The organism is Siphonobacter sp. SORGH_AS_0500 (assembly GCF_031453245.1).
In the GTDB taxonomy this organism is placed as follows: domain Bacteria; phylum Bacteroidota; class Bacteroidia; order Cytophagales; family Spirosomataceae; genus Siphonobacter.
The window spans coordinates 327,159-350,619 of the sequence record NZ_JAVIYT010000008.1 but is presented as its reverse complement, the minus strand read 5'-3'; the positions used below and the strand labels follow the sequence as shown (position 1 = coordinate 350,619).

General features: G+C 46.9%; 14 protein-coding genes and 2 riboswitches. Of the genes, 11 read left to right on the top strand and 3 right to left on the bottom strand.

Translation table 11 applies throughout. The features are described 5' to 3' along the window. Nucleotides 1–75 precede the first annotated feature (75 nt). Both QE357_RS24620 and QE357_RS24615 read right to left on the bottom strand, forming a co-directional pair. Nucleotides 76–2,217, bottom strand: a complete 2,142-nt coding sequence (locus tag QE357_RS24620; RefSeq protein WP_309713892.1) for a TonB-dependent receptor — start codon at nt 2,215–2,217, stop codon at nt 76–78. A gap of 43 nt (nt 2,218–2,260) precedes the next feature. Next, the gene (locus QE357_RS24615) at nt 2,261–2,878 is read right to left on the bottom strand and encodes a cytochrome c biogenesis protein CcdA (RefSeq protein WP_106635969.1); all 618 of its coding nucleotides are present in this window, start codon (nt 2,876–2,878) and stop codon (nt 2,261–2,263) included. A 93-nt stretch (nt 2,879–2,971) separates the two neighbouring features. Next, a riboswitch (cobalamin riboswitch) is annotated at nt 2,972–3,244 on the bottom strand. A gap of 109 nt (nt 3,245–3,353) precedes the next feature. Beyond that, nucleotides 3,354–3,615: riboswitch (cobalamin riboswitch) on the top strand. 167 nt (nt 3,616–3,782) lie between these two features. On the opposite strand from QE357_RS24615, the gene QE357_RS24610 reads away from it, so the two are divergent. The 11 genes from QE357_RS24610 to QE357_RS24560 all read left to right on the top strand — a co-directional run bounded on the left by QE357_RS24610 (nt 3,783) and on the right by QE357_RS24560 (nt 22,419). After that, nucleotides 3,783–6,149 carry a TonB-dependent receptor gene (locus QE357_RS24610; RefSeq protein ID WP_309713888.1) on the top strand — a complete coding sequence of 789 codons (2,367 nt, stop codon included), beginning with the start codon at nt 3,783–3,785 and terminating at the stop codon, nt 6,147–6,149. A gap of 46 nt (nt 6,150–6,195) precedes the next feature. Then, the gene (locus QE357_RS24605) at nt 6,196–7,731 is read left to right on the top strand and encodes a PepSY domain-containing protein (RefSeq protein WP_309713885.1); all 1,536 of its coding nucleotides are present in this window, start codon (nt 6,196–6,198) and stop codon (nt 7,729–7,731) included. A gap of 17 nt (nt 7,732–7,748) precedes the next feature. Beyond that, a complete protein-coding gene (locus QE357_RS24600; protein ID WP_309713882.1) occupies nt 7,749–9,080 on the top strand; it encodes a cobyrinate a,c-diamide synthase in 1,332 nt (443 codons plus the stop codon). Further along, on the top strand, nt 9,073–13,329 hold the full coding sequence (locus QE357_RS24595) for a cobaltochelatase subunit CobN (protein ID WP_309713879.1): 4,257 nt from the start codon (nt 9,073–9,075) through the stop codon (nt 13,327–13,329). Before QE357_RS24600 ends, QE357_RS24595 begins: the two co-directional genes overlap by 8 nt. A 319-nt stretch (nt 13,330–13,648) precedes the next feature. Then, the gene (locus tag QE357_RS24590; RefSeq protein ID WP_309713876.1) at nt 13,649–16,807 is read left to right on the top strand and encodes a carboxypeptidase regulatory-like domain-containing protein; all 3,159 of its coding nucleotides are present in this window, start codon (nt 13,649–13,651) and stop codon (nt 16,805–16,807) included. Between the two features lie 508 nt (nt 16,808–17,315). After that, a complete protein-coding gene (locus QE357_RS24585; RefSeq protein ID WP_309713873.1) occupies nt 17,316–18,092 on the top strand; it encodes an SDR family NAD(P)-dependent oxidoreductase in 777 nt (258 codons plus the stop codon). A 25-nt stretch (nt 18,093–18,117) separates the two neighbouring features. Then, a complete protein-coding gene (locus QE357_RS24580) occupies nt 18,118–18,462 on the top strand; it encodes a DoxX family protein (protein ID WP_307144122.1) in 345 nt (114 codons plus the stop codon). A 14-nt stretch (nt 18,463–18,476) separates the two neighbouring features. Then, nucleotides 18,477–19,385 (top strand): helix-turn-helix transcriptional regulator, encoded by a 909-nt coding sequence (locus QE357_RS24575; protein WP_309713868.1) that lies wholly within the window; start codon nt 18,477–18,479, stop codon nt 19,383–19,385. 244 nt (nt 19,386–19,629) lie between these two features. Further along, a complete protein-coding gene (locus QE357_RS24570) occupies nt 19,630–20,217 on the top strand; it encodes a Crp/Fnr family transcriptional regulator (protein WP_309713865.1) in 588 nt (195 codons plus the stop codon). Between the two features lie 106 nt (nt 20,218–20,323). After that, on the top strand, nt 20,324–21,028 hold the full coding sequence (locus QE357_RS24565) for a hypothetical protein (RefSeq protein ID WP_309713862.1): 705 nt from the start codon (nt 20,324–20,326) through the stop codon (nt 21,026–21,028). Between the two features lie 161 nt (nt 21,029–21,189). Further along, on the top strand, nt 21,190–22,419 hold the full coding sequence (locus tag QE357_RS24560; protein WP_309713859.1) for a multidrug effflux MFS transporter: 1,230 nt from the start codon (nt 21,190–21,192) through the stop codon (nt 22,417–22,419). Nucleotides 22,420–22,476: 57 nt separating this feature from the next. Here QE357_RS24560 and QE357_RS24555 read toward each other — a convergent pair whose 3' ends face one another. Continuing rightward, nucleotides 22,477–23,418, bottom strand: coding sequence for an L-histidine N(alpha)-methyltransferase (locus tag QE357_RS24555; protein WP_309713856.1), 942 nt, complete (start codon nt 23,416–23,418; stop codon nt 22,477–22,479). Between the last annotated feature and the right edge of the window lie 43 nt (nt 23,419–23,461).

The following is a 23,461-nucleotide window of genomic DNA, read 5'->3' as shown; positions in this document are numbered from 1 at the left end:
ACCAAACGTTTATTACTAAGACAAAAGGCCTTCCCCAATGGGAAAGGCCTTTTCATACTCAAAACAAGCAGTACTTTAAAACTGAAGGGCATACCGTAACGAAACACTCCGACCGGGCATGTTATAACCGCGTTTTTCGTAGTAGTTTTCGTCCGTTAGGTTATTGAGTAACAAAGTCAGCGTGTGCTTTTTCTCAAGCGTATACGCAGCCACCAGATCAACCACCATGAATGGCGTATACTCAATTTCCGGATTCAAGGCATCTGTATAATCAATATCGCGGCGGGTACCGACGTAACGGCCCGTTAATCGCAGACGCAGGTTTTTACGGTTATCAAATTCTAGTCCGTAATTGACATTGGTTTTCGCCACATTGGCAATCATCCGTTCCGTCCGGGATTCATCCGTTCCGACAATTACCTCCTGAGCTTTGAACATCGTTGTCAGGTTACCAAAAAGACGAAGGGCGTGTTTCTGATTATAACCAAAGTCATAACCCGCCTCCGCTTCCAGACCGTTTATATCCGAATCGGCGGCATTAATAAACGTAGTTCTCGAAACAATCACATCCCCATTGCCAAACGGCTCATTTACCGTCCGTACGACGCGGGCAATGCGGTTTTTCACCTGGGTAGAGAAATACGTTGCATTAGCGTAGAAACCCTGATGCTGGTAGTCCACCCCCACATCCCAGCTCCAGCTACTTTCATTCGCTAAGTCAGGGTTTCCGCTGGTTACGGCAATTTTCCCGGCGGTGGTTCGGGCTTCGGAATACCCCGCTACATTGTAAGCATCGGGGGTTACAAAGGCACGCCCTACAGTCGCTTTGATTCTTAAATGCTGAGGCAACTGATAGGTCACCCCCAGGTTAGGACTCAGGAAGGGATTGGTTTTCTTCCCCGCCCGGTACGACGTTAATAAAGGGGTTTGCTTGACATCAAAAGTAATCTGATCCCAACGCAGGCCGGGTTGGATCGTTAGTTTATCAACGTTCAGCGTTGCCTGGGCGTAAAAAGCCGAAGAAATCAGAGCATAATCGGGCTGCGTGGGAGCACGCTCGGTTGTGGCATCACTCCAGCGGCGACCCTGCGTCGAGGCATTGGTATAATCATAACCCAGCACCAGCGAATGCTGTCCTAACTTCCACACATCTTTCACCTGTAAACCCGACCAGGCATTTGCCGTGCGATTCGAGCGGTAAGGGATGACGGGTTTACCGGAAGCATTCAGGGTATAGTTATTATTCGCCTCATCGGCAGTAAACACCTTCAGACTAGGCTGGTGAGCACCGATTTGTCCGGTTAAGGAAGCTTCCAGCGAAGCCCGCTCGACATCCTTACTACTGGCTTCCGTAATTCCGTAAGCAATGTCACCGGGGGATTGAACATTGCGAGCCTGGAATCTTTCGCCGCGAACGTCTACCCGCCAGTTTTCCGCAATCTGGTATCCTAATCGCAACGCTCCTGAGTAATACTGTAATTGGGTGTAAGGCCGCGTCTGACCATCGTCACGACGATCATCTACTTCTTCACTCGTACCCTTGGCGTAATACTTCACGGCGTTTTTAAAACCGAACGCATTTCGTAGCCAGTTGTCTTTCCCGATTTTGTAATCTTTTCCCCGTTCAAAATAAGCGAAGGATAAATCGTAATCGAGTTTGCTGGTCAGGTTACCCCCCGAAGAAAAGCCAGCCTGAAGCGTTTGAAAACTACCATATTCGGCAAAAGCGTTTCCGGTAGGCGTTCCTTTCGAACGACGGGTAATCACGTTAATCACCCCTCCCATGGCCTGTGAACCGTACAAAGCCGAAGCAGGACCTTTCAGAACTTCAATGTGGTCGATGGCCGATAACTGAATCGTGGAAAGATTCGTCGCTCCCGCCGGACGACCGTCAATGAGTAATAACGTCCGCTGATTCAAACCCGAAAACTGCGGACGGAACCCACGGATTCCCACCCCCGAGGAAAGATTCGGATACTGAATTACCTGTACGCCCGCCGTTTTTTTAACTAGGTCAGTCAGATCGTTTGCAGGGGTTAAGTCCAGATCCGCCCGATTAATCAGTTTTAACGTTTGGGGAATGCGATCCAGTCGGGTTTCGGAACGGGTAGCCGTTACCACCACCGGATTAAGATTGCGGCTGGAATCAGCCGGAGTTTGAGCTAAAGCCTGGTGAGCCAGCAGAGCCAGTCCCAGCGAATAAGGCGTAAAACGCATGTAAAAATATATAAAATGAAAAAGGGGAAAAAAGTGCTAAGGATTACTGAAAAGATTCGTAAAGGGTTACGAATCCAATGAGGATGGAGAAAATACCTACGGCATAATTGATGATTACCAGGGCTTTTTCGGCCCGCTGCACGACCTGCTTCAGCGAAAAAGCCAGAATGCAACCGTACAAAGTCATCGCTACGATAATGCCGAGGCTTTGCAGAATAATAATCCAAACGGCGGTGCTGGCATCTTTGGCCGCCAGGGTCAAGGCTACGGTACAGGCTCCTCCCGTTCCGGCCAATCCGTGGATCATGCCTACTCCGAAGGAACGGCTGATTTTGGCCTCTTCCGGCGTTTGAATGGGTGCCGGAACAAAATTTCGCCGGATGGCTACTACCCCCAGCCAGATCATTAAAGGGCCCACCAGAAACTCCACGTAGGAAGCCACCTCTTCCGAGATCTGGGATTTCAGCAGCAGAATCAGGCAGGCAAAGAGAATCAGCGTAAAGGAATGCCCTAAAGCCCAGTGCGAAGACCGCCAGATGACTCGCCAAAGCTGGCCTTTTTTTCTTTCACTGGCCAACACGGAAACGGCAGCCATATGATCGGGTTCAAAGGAATGTTGTATGCCCAACACCAGCGAATCGAGTAATAAAGGATTGATCATTTGTTTCCCTTTTGAGTGTATACACGGGAAACAGGACAGAGGTGGAAACACCTCCTAAGCATGTGAAGCCTCCTGCCTTTCTTCCCGAAAGCATGAATGGTATGTTTAACAGGCAGGTCTTCTGGCTCTTTCCACTCCAAACGCCTTCCCCCAGCACGCTGGAGTGGCATTAATGTTTAGAGTTTACTTAGTTGTCCGTTTTTAGTTTGCCGTTTTCAGTTAGTAGTAAACTAATTGAAAACCGTAAACGGCAAACTGTAAACTAAGTAGAAATTACAGCAGCGGGTACTGCTCCGGGATTGCACCGGATTCCCTTTTAAGCTTCTTCTGACGGGCAGAAAAGGCACCAATTGAGCCGCGAAAGTACGATTATTTTTAACGTTCAGACCTCACCTGGAAAATTTATTATTGAACGTAAGTCCATAAACGGCTGAATTATACCCTACTTTTGTTCCTTCATTCAAGTTCTTTACTTCATTTTTCCACGGAAAAAGGTTCTGCTTAACTGCAGATTAATAGGGAATCGTGTGCAAATCACGAACTGTCGTGCAACTGTAAGTTCCGCTCCGTTTTCTGTTTTCAATTTTCTGTTTTCAGTGGTCATTAACTGAAAACGGCAAACTAAAAACGGACAACTGAGTAAACTCCTTGACAATAAAGCCACTGTGTCGTTAGGATATGGGAAGGCGTTTGGGAGGGGACGAGTCAGGAGACCTGCCTTTATTCTTAGCTGATCATGCTTTCACGGGTTAGAGCGTCGTCAAAGGGGAGTTTATGGATGGTAGGCACAGCCGTGCATGCACCGTCGCGTCTATACGTAAACTCTACTGACTTCTTCTGTTTCCCTGGTTCCTGATTGACTGGAAGGTAAGCCGAGAGCTTTTAACCTTTTTTGTTAAAAGTTATGCTCCCCACTTCTACTTCACGATTGAGTAGTAAAATCATTTTATCTACCCTGGCATTTATCCTTAGCGTCTGGCTAAAGAGTTACGCTCAACAAAAAAACGGTTCACTCGAAGGCCGCGTTGAAACCGAGAATCAAGAACCCTTACCCGGCATTTCCATTCGCCTGGAGGCCACTACTTTTGGCGTTACCACGGATGCCGAGGGTAGTTTTCAGCTACTAAACATTCCTACCGGTACTTATACGTTAACCGTCAGCGGGGTAGGTTATGAAGCACATCAAACTCAGGTAACGGTGAAAGCCGGCGAACGTCTGCCACTACGTTATCAGCTCAATCAAAAAACGCACGAGCTCTCGTTAGTAACCATTACCAGTCAGCGAAACCGTTCGTTTTCAGCCCTTAACAAAATCGACGTTCCCATTCGTGATTTGCCTTTGTCAGTCAGCTCAGTTACGGTCAAAACCATCGAACAACGCGGCATTGACGATCTGGGCGATGCCATGAAAAATACCACGGGTGTGCGTTCCAATAATACCTACGGTGGTTTTCAACACTTTACCATTCGGGGTTTCAGCAACTTTGTGTTATTGGTGGATGGTGTTCGCGATGAGCGGCATAACATCTCCACCAGTGCACCCAACACCAACCTCGCCAATGTGGAACGGATCGAAGTTTTAAAAGGCCCTGCTTCGGTGCTTTTTGGGCACTCGGCTTTAGGGGGTATCATTAACATCGTTCGTAAACAACCCACGGCTGATTTCAGAGCCAATTTTTCGACCAGCTACGGGAGCTTTAATACCCGCCGCATGCGGGCCGGAGCAGGTGGTTCCATCAACACCCAACTTCGTTACCGCATGGATTTTGGCGTGTCTAATACCGACGGATTTCGGCAGGCGGGTGTGGCTACCAATAATGCGTACGTAGCTTTGGAATACACGCCCACCAGCAAAGATTACTTTTATCTTGCCGTGGGAGCCAACAAGGATGTTTACCGAACCGATTCAGGCATTCCAGTACTGGCAGGTGGGGCTCTGGTACCCGGCATGGATATCACGACTCGCTATAATGATCCTGCTGATTTTCTAAAACACACACGGACGGATTTCCAGCTTCGTTACGTGCGGGAGTTAACGCCTCACCTGAAACTCTCGAATCAACTTTCGTATTCGGATGATAACATTGACTATTTCTCAACGGAAGAGTTAAGCCTCAATTCCCGACTCGATTCCATTACCCGCTCGTTCCCCTATTACTTCAATCACCTGACCAAACCCCTCCAAAACCAGTTGGAGTTAACCTATGACTGGAATACAGGCAAAATTTCGCAGAAAGTATTGTTGGGCTATTCGCTGAACTATCTGGACCGAAAAACGTACAACGGTACAATTGATGGGCCCGGCAAGTTTGCTAAAATTCCAGTTGTCAACCCTATCGAAAACCAAGGCTACCTCAACTATTATGATACTTACTACCGGGCTACGATAGAAACGGTTCACGGCATTTATCTACAGGATTTCATCCGTTTTTCCGAGAAAATCAAAGCCTTAGTCGGATTACGTTACGACCTCTTCAAAGGAGATTATTATACCGATCAGGTGGATCGGGAACGTCACGTCACCTCTTACGGGGCCACCTCAACCATTGCCCGTAATGCCCTGACGTATCGACTAGGGCTGGTGTATCAACCCATTGAACCATTATCGGTATACGCTTCTTATTCAACTTACTTCAAGCCTTCCCGTCGCGTGGCTCCCAACGGCGAGACCTTCGATCCCGAAACGGGTTATCAGGCGGAAGTGGGTTCCCGACTGGAATTATCTTCCAGGTTTTCGGCCAATGCCTCCATTTACTACATGCGGAAAGATAATCAGGTGGAAAGTTTGTCCGGTGGTATCTTCAAACGCATAGGTTCGGCAGAATCGAAAGGGGTTGAAATAGAAGCTCAGGGTAATCCAGTCGCCGGACTTGATCTTACGGCAGGTTATACCTTCACGCAGGCTCAATATTTACCTTTTGCCAGTGCCGAGGTAAATCCCGTTGCCGGAAACGCGGCTATTCTCGCTCCCAAACACTTGGTGAATGCCTGGATTAATTACACCATTCAGCAAACGACTTTGAAAGGCTTAAATGCCGGAGCAGGCTTTAACTTCCAGAGCAAGGCCTTCGCGAACGCTGCCAATACGTACCAATTACCCGCTTACAAAACGGTTGATGCGGCCCTGGGTTACCAGATGAGCCGGGTAGATATTCGGGCCAATGTGAATAACCTGTTCAACGAACGTTACTTTACAAACGTAATTCTAACCCGGCAGTTTTATCCCGGAGCTACCCGACATTACCTACTCACGATTAGTTATCAACTCTAAACTCTTAAGCCGCTGGTCTGAAAATCAGCGGTTTTTACCATGTTCTGTGAAAAGATTTACTAAAGCGGTACGGCTGATTCATCGGTATCTCGGGTTTGCCCTAAGCCTGATTTTTCTCATCTGGTTTCTGTCGGGAATCATGATGATGTACGTGTCGTATCCCACCCTAAAATCCCATCAGAAGTTTCAGCAAACGGCCAAGATAGATTGGAGTACCTGTCTGCTTACTCCAGCAGAAGTTCTTGATAAAACAGGGCTCAGTGATTCTATCAAATCTATCCGTCTGGGCATGGTATTGAATCGTCCGGTCTACCGGATCATTACTTTACAAAACCGTCACCTGAGTCTTTACGCTGATTCCGCTACCGTTCTACCCTACGGGAATGAAGCCTTAGCCCGTAAATTAGCCCAAAACTGGACAAAAGCGGAAGTCAGGCAAGTCGAAAAGCTAACCCAAATTGACCAGTGGATGGCTGCCCACCGCTACCAGGGCTATCTGCCTGAAGTGTATCGACTGAAAATGAACGACGGTGCGTATATCTACGTTTCCCCTTTTTCAAATGAAGTCGTGCAAAGTGTTACGGCTCGTCAACGCTTCCTGGCCTGGCTGGGCCCCATTCCGCACTGGATCTATCCGACTTTTTTGATTCGGCAGCGGCCCGTCTGGAGTCAGGTAGTCATCTGGATTTCGGTAATGGGCTGCATGATGTGCCTGGCTGGCATTGGGATGGGGTTCCTTCGTTTTACACGAAAAAATCCTGATTCACTGGCTTTTAGTCCTTACAAAAAACGCTGGTTTCGCTGGCATCATTATACCGGATTTATCTTTGGCTTTTTCGCTTTCACCTGGGTTCTGAGCGGATTGTTTTCCATGAGTCCCTGGAACTGGGCCCCTTCCAGCCGACTTTCTCTCAAAGAAACCGAGCAGTGGATGGGCGGCCCGCTTAACCCTACACTCTTCACGGTTACTCCCGCCCATGCTTTTCAGAAGTTGTCGAATGATTTAACGATCAAAGAAATTCAGTTGATTCAATTCAACGGTAAGCCCTATTACCTGGCTTTTCAGGACGACCATCATACCCGACTTCTGTTAGCGAATCAGACGGGAGCAGAACCCTTTGAACGTTTTGATTCAGGGACAATCGAGCAAAGCATTCGTACCTTGCATCCCCAAAGCCCGGTATTGGAAACAAAAATTCTTACTGCTTACGATGATTACTATTACTCGAAAAACGGAGAAAAACGATTACCGATTTTACGAGTAAAACTGGACACCCCGGAACAAATCTGGTATTACGTAGATTTAAAAACGAGTCAGGTAGTCTATAAACATCAAAGCCTGACCCGGCTCGAACGCTGGCTCTACCACGGTTTGCACAGCCTGGATTTTAGCTTTCTATTCTACCGCCGACCGCTTTGGGATATTACGCTCATCGCCTTATTACTCGGGGGCATGGCCGCCAGCAGTACGGGTTTGGTCTTAACCTACAAATGGCTGAAACGAAAGATTTCAAAAGCCAGAAAGGCATTAACCAGTAGTTCTAAAAACACTGTTGATAAGTCAGTTATCAATTCTAACTAAAGTAGCACTTGAGTATAATGAACGTGACACACTTCATGATTGCGGCTCCCTCCAGCGGCTCCGGAAAGACTACTCTGACGCTGGGGTTACTCCGCGTGCTGAGGCAACGGGGTTACCGCGTTCAACCTTTCAAATGTGGCCCGGATTACATTGACTCGCGTCATCACGCTACGGCAGCCGGAAAAACCAGCCTGAATCTGGATACCTTTCTTTCTTCAGAAGCTCACGTACAGGAGTTATATACCCGATACGCCAGCCCGTCGGACATCGCCGTAAGTGAAGCCGTCATGGGCCTTTTTGATGGATCGGATCGGATGCAAAACAGTAGTGCTCACCTGGCTACCTTACTTAGCATTCCCATCATTCTCGTCGTAAATGCCAAAGCCATGGCCTATTCGGCGGCTCCGCTTTTATACGGATATAAACACTTTAAACCCGAAATTCAGATCGCAGGGGTCATTTTCAATAACGTCAATACCCCAACACATTACCAGTTTTTGAAGGAAGCCAGTGAAGACGTGGGCATTGAAGTGCTCGGCTATTTACCGTCAAACCCCGATTTTGAGATTCCCTCGCGGCATTTGGGTTTACATATTTCTTCGGAAACCGATTACGAAGCCATTATTCAACGCATCGCCGATGCCCTTCCGCAAACGGTTCAGGTAGATCGGTTACTGGAACTATGCAACCGTGAAATTTGCACTCCCCAACGGAACAGCGGACGGCCATTCAAACGCTTTCGAATGGCCGTAGCTCAGGATGAGGCTTTTTCGTTTTATTACCCCGCCAATCTCGAAGCGTTGAAACCCTGGGCTGATCTTACCTTTTTTAGCCCGCTTGAGGATGCCGTTTTACCCGAAACGGATTTTCTGTATTTGCCCGGCGGTTATCCTGAACTACATGCCCAAAGGTTAAGTAAAAACCGTTCGATGCTGGAAAGCATTCGTGCCTACAGTGAAAACGGAGGAATCACTTATGCCGAATGCGGAGGGTTGATGTATTTGGGAAAAAGGATGACCAACGATGCCAATCAAACGTTTGACATGGTCGGTCTTTTCCCTTACCAGACGACCATGCAAAACCGAAAGTTAACGCTGGGGTATCGCCGGATGCACTGGAAAGGCCGGGAATTTCGGGGGCATGAATTTCATTATTCCAAGATTCAGGAAGATGAATCGTTGCCTTCGGTTGCGACGATCACCTCGGCGAAAGGAGCCCCCGTAACTACCAAACTTTTTCAGTATCAAAATACATTAGCTACTTACGCTCATATCTACTGGGCGGAGCAGCCCGAATTTATCATGGACTGGCTTGAGCAATCGGGCCGCCTCACTACTAGCCATGTCTGAAATCAAGCGGCAGCGGGTCATGCGACCCGATGGCAAAGCCATTAATATCGTCCAGCGACGCGGACATTTATCCTATTGTTACAACGCCTGCTGTTGCGGTCGCACCGACCGGGGGTATGCCCCGGTGCTGGTGGATGTGTATAAGGAAGAATGGCTTCGCCGGAAAATGCGTAACAAGGTGCACCTAACCAAAGGCGGCTGCCTCGGCCCCTGCACGCTGGCCAACGTAGCGACCTTGCTATTCGATGGACATTCTGTGTGGTTTCATTCGATTAACAGCGAATGGCACATCCGGGCAATTTTTGATTACATCGATTCGATGATTGCGGCGGATCGGTTCTTAACACCCCCGGCAGAAATCAGCGAATTTGTATTTCAATATTATACCTGGAAGGGTTCGGAGACCTCAACGCTGCTGGGTATTACGCCATCCCCCACGGACGGAATCGTCTTTCTCACGCACGCGGATACCGACTTATTAACCCTGAGTCGGGCGATGCAGGATTTACCCGATGATTTTCCGAAGACCCTGGGTATGAGTTTGCTCGCCATCAAAAGCGAAGCCCACATGGCTCAGTTACTGGAACGGGAAATTGGAGCGGCTCAAATTATTATCGTTCGGATTCACGGTCGCCCCAGTAGTATTCCAGGTTTTAGTGAACTGGTTAAACGGGCCAAAAAGCACCATCAACACCTGATCGTTATTAGTGGAACGGGCGATTTAAACCCAGAATTTGCGGCGATTTCGAGCGTTTCTCCCGCCATTCAGCAGGACGTATTAGCGTATATTCAGGCGGGAGGTTATGCTAACTTAACGTCCCTGTTGTACTACGTTGCCGATCATTTATTAATGACAGGTTTTGGATCGGAAGCTCCATTGACCCTGCCCGAACACGGCATTTACCATCCAGAATTACCCGAAAATGCGGAGTGGAGTGACTGGCAGCGGTATTATCAGCCTCAGCTTCCTACCATCGGTATTACCTTCTATCGTTCCCACTGGATCAGTGGAAACACGCCTTTTGTGGATGCCCTGATTCGTTCGCTGGAAGAAAAGTCAGTGAATGTATTACCCATTTATACCTCTTCCTTAAAAACGGTAAACCCTGAAACCCGACAACCTTATGCCTTTGATTTTTTTAATCAGGGCGTTCGGATTGATGCCCTGATTAACACGGTTTCCTACGCCATGACAGACGTGCGGGCAACGGGTAATAAACCGCAGGAAAGTTTACTGGCTCTGGATGTACCCATTCTTCAGGCCATTACCAGCGGCATGGGTCGCATTCCATGGGAGTTATCCAGCCGCGGGTTAAGCCCCTTGGATACGGCCATGAACGTAGCCATTCCCGAATTTGACGGGCGAATCATTACCGTTCCGCTTTCATTCAAGGAAAAAAATAAGGAAGTAACGCATTACGAGCCCGTCGAAAACCGGGTGGAACGTATCACGGGACTTGCCTACCGAATGGCCCGGCTTCGCTACATACCGAACCCTCAGAAGAAAATTGCGTTTATTTTTACGAATTCCAACAGCAAGGCTTCCCAGATCGGAAATGCGGTAGGACTAGATGCTCCGGCCTCCTTAATGCAGATGCTGGAAGCGATGCTGGCGGAAGGGTATTGTGTGGATAATCTTCCAGAAAGTGGCACTCAGCTCATTCATGAATTAATTGACCGCTGTTCGTACGATGAAACCTACTTAACGCCCGAACAACTTTCCCGGGCCATTGCCCGCATTCCGGCCAAAACCTACGAAGGTTGGTTTAAAGAGTTACCAGAAGCGTTGCAGCAGAAAATGCTAAAGCAGTGGGGACCCCCACCGGGTGAAACGTACGTTCACGAGGGCTGTATTTCTCTGGCGGGTATTGATCTCGGCCATGTGGTGGTGTTATTGCAACCGCCCCGGGGTTACGGCATGGACCCGGATGCCATTTACCACCAGCCCGATTTACCCCCCACGCATCATTACTACGCAGCTTACCGCTGGATCAAAGAAAGTTACCGGGCCGACGCCATCGTTCACGTAGGGAAACACGGCACATTAGAATGGTTACCCGGCAAGGGCATTGGTCTTTCCGAAAACTGTTTCCCCGATGCCATTCTGGGCGATATGCCCCTGTTTTACCCCTTCATCATTAATGATCCCGGCGAAGGCTCGCAGGCCAAGCGACGGGCTCACGCGGTGGTGGTAGATCACCTGACGCCCCCCATGACTTCGGCGGATAGTTACGGCGAGCTGGCTCAGTTAACGCAGTTGGTCGATGAATATTATCAGGTAGAAACGCTCGATCCGGCCAAGCTGCCTTTGCTGCAACGGCAAATCTGGGAGTTAATTCAACAGACCAATTTGCAGGCGGATCTTTCTGCGATGCTCAGCCGCGATCACGGCGATCATAAACACGAATGGGACGATGAGCTAACCCCGGAAGGCGTGCCGGTGACGCTGACGGAAATGGCAGGTAAGGACATTGCCCACCTCATCGAAGACATTGACGGATACTTATGTGAACTGGGGGCCGCCCAAATTCGAAACGGACTGCATACGCTCGGTCAAATGCCGCAGGGCGAGGCTCTGGTTGATATGCTGCAATCCATGACGCGGCTTTCCAATCTGGATTACCCGTCCTTGCCCGACACCATCGCCCGGATTTTTGATTTGCCTGATTTACATCAGCCTAAAGGGCAGCGATTACCCAGCGTTCGGGCTGATTTTCAGACCTTAGCCAGCCGACCCATCATCACGCTTTCCGATGCCCTTGAAACCATTAACGAGCTAGGGAAGCATCTGTTTTCGCTGCTGGACAAGTATCATTTTCAGCCTGCCCGCATTGATCAGGTATTGAGCGAAACGTTTTTAAAAGACGCTTCCAGCTTGCAGTCGCTGAGGCCCATTTTAGTATACGTTTGTACAAAACTAATTCCCAACCTGGCTCAGACCGAAAACGAGATTCATCACTTGTTACATGGACTCTCAGGCGGTTACGTTCCTGCTGGACCTAGTGGGGCTCCCACCAGGGGCATGGCTCATATTCTGCCCACGGGACGCAATTTTTACGCTGTAGACCCACGAGCCCTGCCCTCACAGGCGGCCTGGGAGGTAGGTCAGCAACTGGCCCGCGAAGTATTGGATCGGCATAAAAAAGAAACGGGCACGTATCCTGAAAGTGTGGGGATCAGCATTTGGGGCACCAGTGCGATGCGAACCCACGGCGATGATGTAGCCGAAGTATTGGCTCTGCTCGGCGTTCGTCCCATCTGGCAGGCTGAAAGTAGGCAGATTACTTCGGTAGAAGTCATTCCCATCGAAGCATTAGGGCGTCCCCGAATTGATGTAACGACCCGAATCAGTGGATTTTTCCGGGATGCTTTTCCGCATTTGATTGAGTTAATCGACGAGGCCGTCCAGCAGGTTATTGCTCTGGATGAGTCGGATGAGCAAAATTTTGTTCGTAAACATTACCTCCGCGATTTAGCCGAGCTTTCCGAACTGCCCATTGAAGAAGCCGAAGAGCGGGCCAGCTTCCGCATTTTTGGAGCGGCTCCGGGGAGTTACGGAGCCGGAATATTACCCCTGATTAACGAAAAGAACTGGCAAACCGATGCCGACTTTGCTCAGGCTTATGTGAACTGGGGGGGCTTCGCGTACGGTAAAAGTGCTCAGGGAGTGGACGCCCGACAGGAATTTCAACAACGACTCAGCACCGTTCAGGTGGCCTTACATAACCAGGATAACCGCGAACACGATATTTTCGATAGTGACGATTACCTGCAATTTCATGGCGGAATGATTGCCACCATTCGTAGCCTGACGGGTCAGCAGCCGAAGCATTATTTTGGTGACTCCCAGAATCCAGCCCAGCCCGTCGTACGGGATTTGAAAGAAGAAACCCTTCGGGTGTTTCGTTCGCGAGTGGTTAATCCGAAATGGCTGGAAAGCATTCAGCGGCACGGCTATAAAGGCGGGCTGGAGTTAACAGCTACGGTGGATTACCTCTTTGGATACGATGCCACGGCTCAGGTCATGGAAGACTGGATGTACGAAAAAGTGGCCGAAACCTACGCTCTTGATCCCAGATTACAGCAGTTTTTTGAACAAAGTAACCCCTGGGCTCTCAATGCCATTACCGAACGACTACTCGAAGCCGCCAAACGCGAACTCTGGGAAAACCCCAATCCTGAAACCTTACAGGCCTTGCAGCAGATGTATCTGAAGAGTGAAAGTTTATTAGAGGTGCGGTCGGAATAAATTTGTTGGACTATTGGCCAGCATTCGCAACCGTGTTGTGGATGCTGGCCAATAGTATTTATCATGCGGTAGCGTCGCAGATGCTGTTCCCCTGAATCCGCATTGGAAACGCGGACTAATCTTGTAACCAGTTTTTGTCAACTATTGTACAAAACCAAGAGCGATCTACCATTTTTTCCTATTCTTTCACTAGAAATGGCATTTTGTAAACAATGGGGAAACATTGCACGCCAATAATTCAATGTAACATAACAGATCATTAATATCTAAAAAATGTTGTCTGGGGATATTTGGGCCGTAGTATAAACATGCATATACCATGGTCAATCTCCCCAAATTTTTATTAATCTTTATTCTGTTTATTGCCCATTTTTCCAGTGCTCAAACCAACTTGGCAGGTGTTGCTGGAAAAATAACGACTCAGGACGGCAAGCCCCTGGATAAGGCTACAGTACAGATTAAAAATGAGTCTACTGGTTTTAAGACCGCTACCATTTCAAATGAGAAAGGCGAGTTTCTCATGAAGGAATTGCCCCTGGGTTCTCCTTATTCCGTTACGGTTCAGTACGTAGGAATGGCGACCCAGACACAAACTGGATTTTCACTCAACCAGGGGGACCTTTTACAGCTTTCCTTCCAGTTGGTAGAAAAGACGGAACAGTTGCAAGATGTAGTTATTTCTGCAACTTCTTTAGGAAACAAGATCGAAAACATCGGGACAGCCACGGCGGTAACGGCCAAGGACATCAATCGACTGCCCGTCAACGGACGTAACTTCAGTACTCTTTCAGACCTTTCTCCCTTAAGTACGGGTAATAGCTTGGGTGGGCAACTAGGCTCTGCTACCAATTACACCATTGATGGTATGGCTGCGAGGGGAACCATTGCCGGGGGGCAAACTGCCGGAGCCTACAGCATTACGATGGAAGCGGTACGGGAATTTCAAGTGGTTACGAATCAATATGACGTTACGTATGGCAATGCAGGGGGTGGAACCATTAGTACCGTTACCAAATCGGGTACTAACACCCTCAGCGGGAGTGCCTTTACCTTCTTAAGAACCAATGGACTTGCAAGCCGCTACGGATTGAATGGCCAGCCTCGAAACTATCCTTTCCATACGTCTCAGTACGGATTCTCGCTGGGTGGTCCTATCGTCAAAGATAAAGCTCACTTCTTTGTGGCCTGGGATCGTCAGGAAAGTACCTTACCTCTATTGATTGCTCCGATTCAAACCGCAGCCGATGTTCTGCGGTACAACATTACCCAGGCCACAGAAGACCAATTTTTAAAGATTGCCCGTAGCAAATACGGCGTTGGCAATGCTCCGCAATTTGGTCAGTTTAACCGCTTTAAAAATACCCATGCCCTGTTTGGTCGTATTGACTGGCAGCTCAATTCCAAAAACCTGCTGACGATTCGTAATAACTTCATTTACGATATGGATAACCAGTCGGACGGCGATAATACTACTATTAACCTCTATGAAGTATACAGTACCCGTAAAAGTATGACGAACAGTTTGATGGGTTCATTACGAACAACCATCAATACGAAAGTGACGAACGAGTTGAAGTTGCAACATTTTTGGGAGTATAACCAAATGTTTGCCAATCCCCAGTTACCCTCGGATAACATTCCGAGAGCAACGGTTGGTAATATTGCATCGGTCAACCCTAGTGACACTACCAAATTTTTGTATACCAACGTTCAGCTCGGTGGTCAACGCTATGGAGGTGATTATTTCAATAACCACCTGATCCAGCTCGTAAACAATTTGTATGTGAATACTAACAAATTCAACTTTACGTTTGGAGCGGGTCTGACCTATACCAAACAGAATTCGATTTACGGTAGTGAAACCAATGGTCGTTTCTGGTTTACTGGTTTAACAGCCTTCAATAATCTGGCCCCTTATCGCTTTACGCGGGATGTATATCTGAATAACAATCATAACATCATCTTCGATATTCTTTGTCCCAATGTATACGCTCAGGCACAAACGACGATCAGACCGGGTCTGGACATCACCGCTGGGGTTCGTATCGACTATACTGATTATCTGACTCGGGCTAACTTTAATCAGACGGTATTCAACACGCTGGGCTTACGCACTGATAATAAACTAACCACGCTTCAGGTACAACCTCGCGTACAGGCTACCTGGGACATCCATCAGAACGGTAAAGATATCATCCGTGTCGGCGGTGGTATTTTAGGATCGGCGTTGAACCCTTACTCTATGATTAACAATATGTTATTCGATGGTAGTAAGATCGTAAGTATCGACGTAACCGGAAATCTGGTTCCTACCCCCGATTTTCCTGCCTACCGTAAAAATCCCGCTTCGGCTCCGGGCGTTGACTTAGTTAATAATACCAGCGTTCCGAAACTCTACACCATTAACATGAATGGTAAGGATGCTAAAGTACCAACGGTATACAAAATCAACGGTTCGTATAGCCACTTCTTTACTCGTAATTTCCGCATGAGTATCGCTGGTTACATGTCTTTTGCTCGTAATAACTACACGTATATCGACAAAAACATGGTAGACCAGCCTTTCTTCACCTTATCTCAGGAAGGAAATCGTCCAGTGTATGTTCCTGCATCTAGCATTAACACTTCAAACGGCTCTCAGAACTGGACGCTGGGCCGCAAAACAGACCAAGTGGGTCGTATTCTGGAACTGGAAAGCTTAGGGAAGGTAAATCAGGCTGCGTTAGTAGTGGATGCGAACTACAAATACTATAAGGACGGTGAAATCGCAGCCTCGTATACCTGGAACCAGACGATGGATAATACTTCGTACAACGGAAACGTAGCAAATACGGCCACCTTGGTTCAATACACGGCTGGAGATCCCCGTACATTGAACAAAATGAATTATTCGGACAACCATTTCAGAAACAAGGTAGTCGTATACGGAAATACCCCTTCGTTCTATGGCTTTAATCTGGGCTTTCGCTTCTCAGGATTCAGCGGCACTCGTTACTCGATGATTGTTAACGGTAACATCAACGGTGACTTCGTAGAAACGAACGATTTAGCCTTTGTTTTTGATCCTAACAAAGCCGAAACTCCCCAATACTTGAAAGACGGAATTAATGCTATTTTAAATAACCCCAAGGTGGAGAATAGCATGAAGGATTACATCCGTAATAGCTTCGGTAAAGTTGCCGAACGCAATGGTGGCGTTAACCCCTTCTATGGAACTGTTGACATGCGTTTGACTTACAAAATGAAAACGTTCCAGAAACAATACGTGGAGCTTTCCTGCGACCTGTTTAACGTGGCTAACATGCTGAAGAGAGACTGGGGCGTTAATCACGCTTTGGGAGCTACTGCCTTATTATCTCGTGCTGGATTTGACCCCACTACCAACAATTACAAATACGCAGTGAATACCAACGCAGGGGTATCTAACCTAAGCGGCAACCCTTATCAGTTCCAGTTGGGAGCCAGATATGGTTTCTAGAACTGTCCCCTAAGGTAATTAACTTATTTCAACAAAGGCTGCCCGGAATTCGGGCAGCCTTTTGTTTAGTATTTCTATGACTTCGATTGATAGATTTTTACTCCACCTTTGGGCTGCGGGCTGCTTGCTTTAGTTTCTATTTATATAGAACTCCGCTTTACACTTTTATATCATTACCTGGAAAAAGAGTTATTAATCTTGGTTATTTACGAATAACCCATTTATTATTTTCTCTCGTGTAGAAGCTTTGCAATGCCTCCAGAGTAGTTCGATTATACCCCGTCCCCTTTTACAATAAGGTCTCTTCCAACATTTGAGACAGGTATGAGTTAACCTCAGCTGCGATATTCTATCTAGTTCCTAAACTAACGGCAGGTTCCTTCTGCCTTCCAAACCCTCCCTGATTTACCAGCAATAACTTCCTCTCTTTTCACTTCAAGATTGTCTTTTTTGGCTACATCCGTTGCCTGAACCAGATCGAACTTTGTCCCAATCAAACAAAGAGACCATGGTACTACAAAACAACACCATCCTTATTACGGGCGGTACAAGTGGATTTGGCTATGAATTCGCTTCCCAGCTCCTGGCTATGGGAAATACCGTTATCATTACTGGCAGAAATTCAGAAAAGTTACGGGCCGTAAAGCAAAAACTTCCTGATGTCCATATCATTCAAAGTGATGTGAGTAAGGTGGAAGACATCATTGATTTGCATGAACAGGTGATCCGCCAATTTCCGAACCTAAATATGCTCATCAACAACGCTGGTGAGATGCGGAAACTTAGTCTTCACCAGCCTCAGACCCTGCCGGATATTACCCGTGAAATAGAAATCAATCTGATGGGGCCGATCCGAATGGTGCAACAGTTTTTGCCCCACCTCAAACAACAGCCCCACGCGGCTATCATGAACGTTACTTCTGGTATTGCATTGCTAGCATTACCGATTTCACCCATCTATAGCGGCAGCAAATCCGGATTACGTGCCTATACAATGGCTCTGCGGGTGCAGTTAAAAAACACCAGGGTCAAGGTAATTGAATTGGTAGCTCCGGGATCGTCCACACCCCTAAATGATCAATTCAAGAACGAAGACGGCTTTGATTCCAGCTTACTGATGGCTCCGGAAAAAATTGTGGCCGCGGGCATCGAAGGCATGCGGAAAGATAAAGATGAGGTTTTTCCCGGTCTGTCTAAAGTAATCCGAATTCTTAGCCGATTGGCTCCCCGATTCATCATTTCTCAGCAGGCCAGGATGGGGGCATCAACCATGTACGGAAATTAGTTTCTCAATCTTTTACTATTCTTGTATGAAAATAATTAGCCTATTACTCCTGCTTGTTTCCGCGTTTTTAAGTATTAAACACGGATGGGATTCTTTCCAGGCTACCAGTCCTGAGCAAACCGAGATGATGACACAATTGGGTATTAACAAAACCATTCTTCCATATTTAGGCGTATTTTCGATCGTGGTAGGGTTGATGCTGTTTTTCCCGCCAACCTTTTTCCTTGGTAATAGTTTGAATGCTATTAGTATCGTTTTACTCATGGCTTTTGCCTTAAATGCCGGGCAAAGTCGCTTTGCTTTGATGGAAATCCCCTTTCTTGCCCTGCCGTTGGTTCTCATTTGGCTAAAACATCCCCTCGAACCTTAAAATGAAACCTCATTATGGCTCTTGAAAAACCCTACCGAATTAAATCCATATCTGAAATCCACCACCTGTTAGGCCTGCCCAAGCCTCATCATCCCCTGATTGGGATTATTGATGTATCTGGATTTAAAAATCATTCGGATATCCGGGCGGTTCTGCTTGATTTTTACGTCGTGTCGCTTAAAAGAGGCTGTGACAAACTCCTCTACGGTCAACAGAAATACGACTTCGACGAAGGGTTGATGGCGTTTATGTCTCCCGGACAAATTCTGCGGGGGCAGGACGAAAGTATCCCGGTGAATCTGGAAGGATGGATGTTGTTTATTCACCCCGATTTTCTCTGGAATACGCCTTTAGCCAAAAAAATCAGGCAATACGAATATTTCGCTTATGCGGCCCGTGAAGCTTTGTTTCTGTCAGATAAGGAAGAATCCATCATTAACGGTATTGTAGATCATATTCGAAGTGAGTATCATTCAAATATCGATAAATTCAGTCAAGAGGTTATTATAGCCCAACTGGAGTTGCTCTTCACTTATGCCCAACGGTTTTATGAGCGTCAGTTTATTACCCGAAAAATTAGTAGTCATAAAACGCTGGATAGACTGGAAGAAGTATTAACCCATTATTTTGATAACGACGCTTTACTCACGAAAGGATTACCCACCGTTCAGTATATCGCAGACAAGCTTCAGATGTCTCCCAAATATTTGAATAGTTTATTAAAGCAACTAACGGGCCAGACCACGCAGCAACACTTGCACAATAAACTCATTGACAAAGCGAAGGAAAAACTATCCACCACCGATCTGACGGTTAGCGAAATTGCGTATGACTTGGGTTTTGAGCATTCACAGTCCTTCAGTAAACTCTTCAAAACTAAGACAAAACAGAGTCCTCTGGAATTCAGGCAATCCTTTAATTGAGCAACTAGATGTACCTTTTTCAATGACAGCCATAACGTATTTCTTTTTTCTTCTTTAATCTGCGTTTGTAACCCTGAGCGTCGCAGACCAGCCCCGGGAGTTAGGTTTACCGTTTGACGATTATGAATTGTTAGAAAGCATCTGCAAGCTTCCCCCTCACTCAAGTGAATAGATCATAACTGAAACCTGACCAAGAGTAGTTAATATTGGCAACCAAAATCGGTACGGTACCTCAGGTTCATTCATGACTACTCAACTCCTCAAACACTACTGCCAGCAATTTGTCTCGTTAACCTCTGAAGAACTTGCCTTACTAGACACGTATTTTGTGCCTCTGCACCTACAACGCCATGAATTTCTCTTGCAGGAAGGCCATGTCTGCCAGTTCATTGTTTTCGTTAACGAGGGGATTGTTCGCCATTTTCATACCAAAGAGGGCGTCGAGAAAACCTGCGACTTTTCGTTTCAGCATAGTTTTTTGACCGACTTGACTAGCCTTACCCACCGCGTGCCCAGTATTTTTTCGTTACAGGCGTTGCAGGAAACAGACCTGTTGCTGATTAAAAGAGAAAACCTGCTTCAGTTATACCAGCAATGTCCCAAATACGAAACCTTTGGGAGGTTAATGGCTGAAATGGTTGCCCAACGAGCTACCGAAATTGCTATGTCGCTGTCGTCCGAGAAGCCCGAGGAGCGGTATAAGAATCTCCTAAAAAAACACCCCGATCTGTTTCAGAAAGTACAACAGAAATACATTGCAAACTTTTTGGGAATTAGCCCCGAAAGTTTGAGCCGAATTCGGAAAAGAATTGCCTTGCAGGAACGAAGCTAACTTAAGTCAACGTCTGGAGCCTAATGAGGGGCTGACCTTTGTGCCATCTTAACACACAAAGACACTCTTCATGGCAGCTACCCATTTAAACCCTCAGCTTCTTACTTTGGAAAAGGTTAGAAGTTACGAACAACAGTTACAGGACGTCATCGAAATCATTGACCACACTTACCTGAAGGACAAACTAGTGGCGGTTGAGCAGGAAGCCACCCGTCATCCAAATGAACTTCCTAAAGTCAGGCTCGGGGTGGTTTATCACGAAGTAGCCCTCAACCTGTCGTTTTTGTCCAAAACCAGTTACCGGGGCTACGCTCAGAAAAGCTTCGATCTACTTACGGAATTAGCGGAAAGTTCTGATGCGACGCCTGAATTGCTCCCGGTTATTTTGGCCTATCGTGCCTCCGCTCTTTCGCTGGTAGGAGCCGAGACGAAGAAGTTAAGTCTGCTCGGCAAAGCATTTGCTTTATTTGATGAAGCGGTTCGTACCTACGCTACGGTATCCAGTACTCCTGAATTTCTGCGGGGAAGTGTGGCGGAGAATCTGCCGTGGTTTTTCTTTAGCAAACGCAAAGTAGCCCGGCATGATTTCCAGTCGATCATTGAAAAATACCAGCAGAATTCTATCTATGCAGACGCCAAAACGATGAGTTTTACTTACTGGGCCTGGGCCAATCAGCATCAGTCGAAAAAGCACCGACCGCAATCGCTGGAATACCTGGAACTGGCCATCAAACTTGATCCTCATTACGAGGCGGGCCGGGAGCGGGCTGAAATTTTAAAGCAGAAGTTAATGGGCAACGTTACTTCCTAACTGCCTGTAAACGATTCCCCAGAGTCGTTACTAAAGAACCGGTTTGGTTGAGTTCAGCCCTAATTTTGGGGTATTTGAAATTATTACTTCCGTTTTAGTGTATAGTAATTATCAAACTTAATCCTTCTTCATTAGCTGGGGTCTTTACTCTTTCTTTCCTAATGTCTAAAAAAACGTATTTCTTTTTAATTCTGATTTTGGGCAGTCTTACTGCGTTAGGTCCTTTTTCCATTGATATGTACCTTCCGGGTTTTCCGGCCATTGCCAAAGCCCTGAACACAACCGCTGCCAAAGTCTCGCTTTCCCTATCCGGCTTTTTCATTGGTATATCCGTGGGACAACTACTCTATGGTCCTTTACTCGACCGCTTTGGCCGAAAAAAACCATTGTTTATTGGACTGGTCATTTACATCCTGGCTTCCGCCGGTTGTGCGTTTGCCGATGATATCAATGCTCTCATCTTCATGCGGGTTATTCAGGCTATTGGCAGTTGTGCCGCGGCGGTGGCATCGGTTGCCATGGTACGTGACTTATTTCCCGTGCAGGATAATGCCAAGGTATTTTCTCTCCTTCTGCTGGTCGTTGGGGCTTCCCCCATGATTGCCCCCACCGTGGGTGGCTATGTCACCTCGGCTTACGGTTGGGAAATGGTATTTATTATTCTTACGGGCATGGGAATAGCTATCTTACTAGCCGTTTTCTTGTGGCTACCAGACAGTTACAAGCCCGATTCTTCGATTTCGCTAAAGCCAAAACCTATCCTGCTCAACTTCTGGAAGGTCTTACGGGAGCCTCAGTTTTATACCTATGCTTTCACCGGAGCCATCGCTTTTTCGGGACTTTTTGCCTACGTCTCCGGCTCACCCATTTTGTTTATGGAGGTTTTCCATACCGATGAAAAAGTCTACGGCTGGATATTCGCCTTTCTTTCTGTTGGTTTTATTGGCTCAAGTCAGGTCAACACCTTATTACTTCGTACCTACAAAAGCGAAAAAATTGTAATTGTAGCTCTGACTAGTCAGGTGATCATTGCCTTTACTTTCCTGTTTGTAGCCATTAGCGGCTGGCTGACGCTGCCCATTACCCTGGTCTTCCTGTTCTTATTTCTGAGTTGCATTGGTTTTACGAACCCTAACGCAGCGGCTTTATCGCTGGCTCCCTTTACCAAGAATGCAGGAAGTGCGTCGGCTCTGATGGGAGCGTTACAAATGGGTATGGGTACGCTGATATCGGTATTGATGAGTCAGTTTGAAGAACCTTCTGCTTTGCCGATGGTCATAGGGATGGCAGGATCGGCCAGCATTGCTTTGCTGGTATTGTTGGTCGGAAGAAGAACGATTACCCGACAGATAGACGTGCAGCAGGATTCTGAGGCTGCTCTTTTCCATTAATCAATAAAAAAGGAGTGGTATCCAAACATAAATACCACTCCTTTTTTCTAAAAAGCCTTACTTCACCCACAAACTATCGGTAAAGTAATGTTTACAATCCAGAAAATGATTCACTACTTTAAATCCATTTTTTCTGGCTAACTGCTCTATTTCAGCAAACGTATATTTACGGGATAACTCCGTCCAGATGAGTTCATTCTGATCAAAATGGAAGCTGCGTTCCAGATCTTCGATGTACACGTCCTGGCTTTTTAAGCTTACCAGATAACTTCTTACCTCACCATTTTTAGGATTGTAGTCGCAATAAAAATCAAATTGATCCGGTAAAAACATACCACCCATTTCGCGGTTGATGCGGTGTAATAAGTTGATGTTAAAAGCCTTCGTAATTCCCTGTGAATCATCGTAAGCCCGGCGAATGGTAATTGGGTTTTTCTGTAAATCGAAACCCGTCAGTAATTTATCTCCGGGTTTCATTTGCTCGTAAAACTGGCTTAACAGATCATCCACTTGCGGGGCTTCGTAGTTACCAATGTTTCCTCCCAGAAATAAAAACAGACATGGAATGTCCGATTGAGCCAGTACTTCCATCTGCGTGAAATAGTCCCCTACCAATGATTTAATGGATAAAGAAGGTAATTCACGGGACATGTTTTCTTCCAGAGCCTGAATGGCCTCTGCCGAAATATCAATCGGGACATAGTTAAAATAGGCCCCCAATTCCGTGAGTTTACGAAGCAGTTGAAGCGTTTTGATACCATCTCCCGCCCCTAATTCCACGATATTGAAAGGCTCGGAAAAATCCAGTTTATTAATAATTTGTAAAGCCTGAAATGAAAGGATTTCAAACTCACAACTGGTGGGATAATACTCAGGCATTCGCATAATGTCCTGAAAAATCCGGCTTCCCTGGTCATCATAAAAAAACTGGGAAGAAATGTATTTACTGGAAGCGGATAGACCCTCCTCAATTGCCTGATGAAATGCCGTAGTAACCATTCGTGTGAGGTTGTTCGTGTTTGGGTTGATGTTTTTTGTTTTC

Excerpts from the sequence above, each read along its gene's own strand:
- QE357_RS24620 (WP_309713892.1), bottom strand. The coding sequence starts at position 2,217 with ATGCGTTTTACGCCTTATTCGCTGGGACTGGCTCTGCTGGCTCACCAG.
- QE357_RS24615 (WP_106635969.1), bottom strand. The coding sequence starts at position 2,878 with ATGATCAATCCTTTATTACTCGATTCGCTGGTGTTGGGCATACAACAT.
- QE357_RS24610 (WP_309713888.1), top strand. The coding sequence starts at position 3,783 with ATGCTCCCCACTTCTACTTCACGATTGAGTAGTAAAATCATTTTATCT.
- QE357_RS24600 (WP_309713882.1), top strand. The coding sequence starts at position 7,749 with ATGAACGTGACACACTTCATGATTGCGGCTCCCTCCAGCGGCTCCGGA.
- QE357_RS24595 (WP_309713879.1), top strand. The coding sequence starts at position 9,073 with ATGTCTGAAATCAAGCGGCAGCGGGTCATGCGACCCGATGGCAAAGCC.
- QE357_RS24590 (WP_309713876.1), top strand. The coding sequence starts at position 13,649 with ATGGTCAATCTCCCCAAATTTTTATTAATCTTTATTCTGTTTATTGCC.
- QE357_RS24585 (WP_309713873.1), top strand. The coding sequence starts at position 17,316 with ATGGTACTACAAAACAACACCATCCTTATTACGGGCGGTACAAGTGGA.
- QE357_RS24580 (WP_307144122.1), top strand. The coding sequence starts at position 18,118 with ATGAAAATAATTAGCCTATTACTCCTGCTTGTTTCCGCGTTTTTAAGT.
- QE357_RS24575 (WP_309713868.1), top strand. The coding sequence starts at position 18,477 with ATGGCTCTTGAAAAACCCTACCGAATTAAATCCATATCTGAAATCCAC.
- QE357_RS24570 (WP_309713865.1), top strand. The coding sequence starts at position 19,630 with ATGACTACTCAACTCCTCAAACACTACTGCCAGCAATTTGTCTCGTTA.
- QE357_RS24560 (WP_309713859.1), top strand. The coding sequence starts at position 21,190 with ATGTCTAAAAAAACGTATTTCTTTTTAATTCTGATTTTGGGCAGTCTT.
- QE357_RS24555 (WP_309713856.1), bottom strand. The coding sequence starts at position 23,418 with ATGGTTACTACGGCATTTCATCAGGCAATTGAGGAGGGTCTATCCGCT.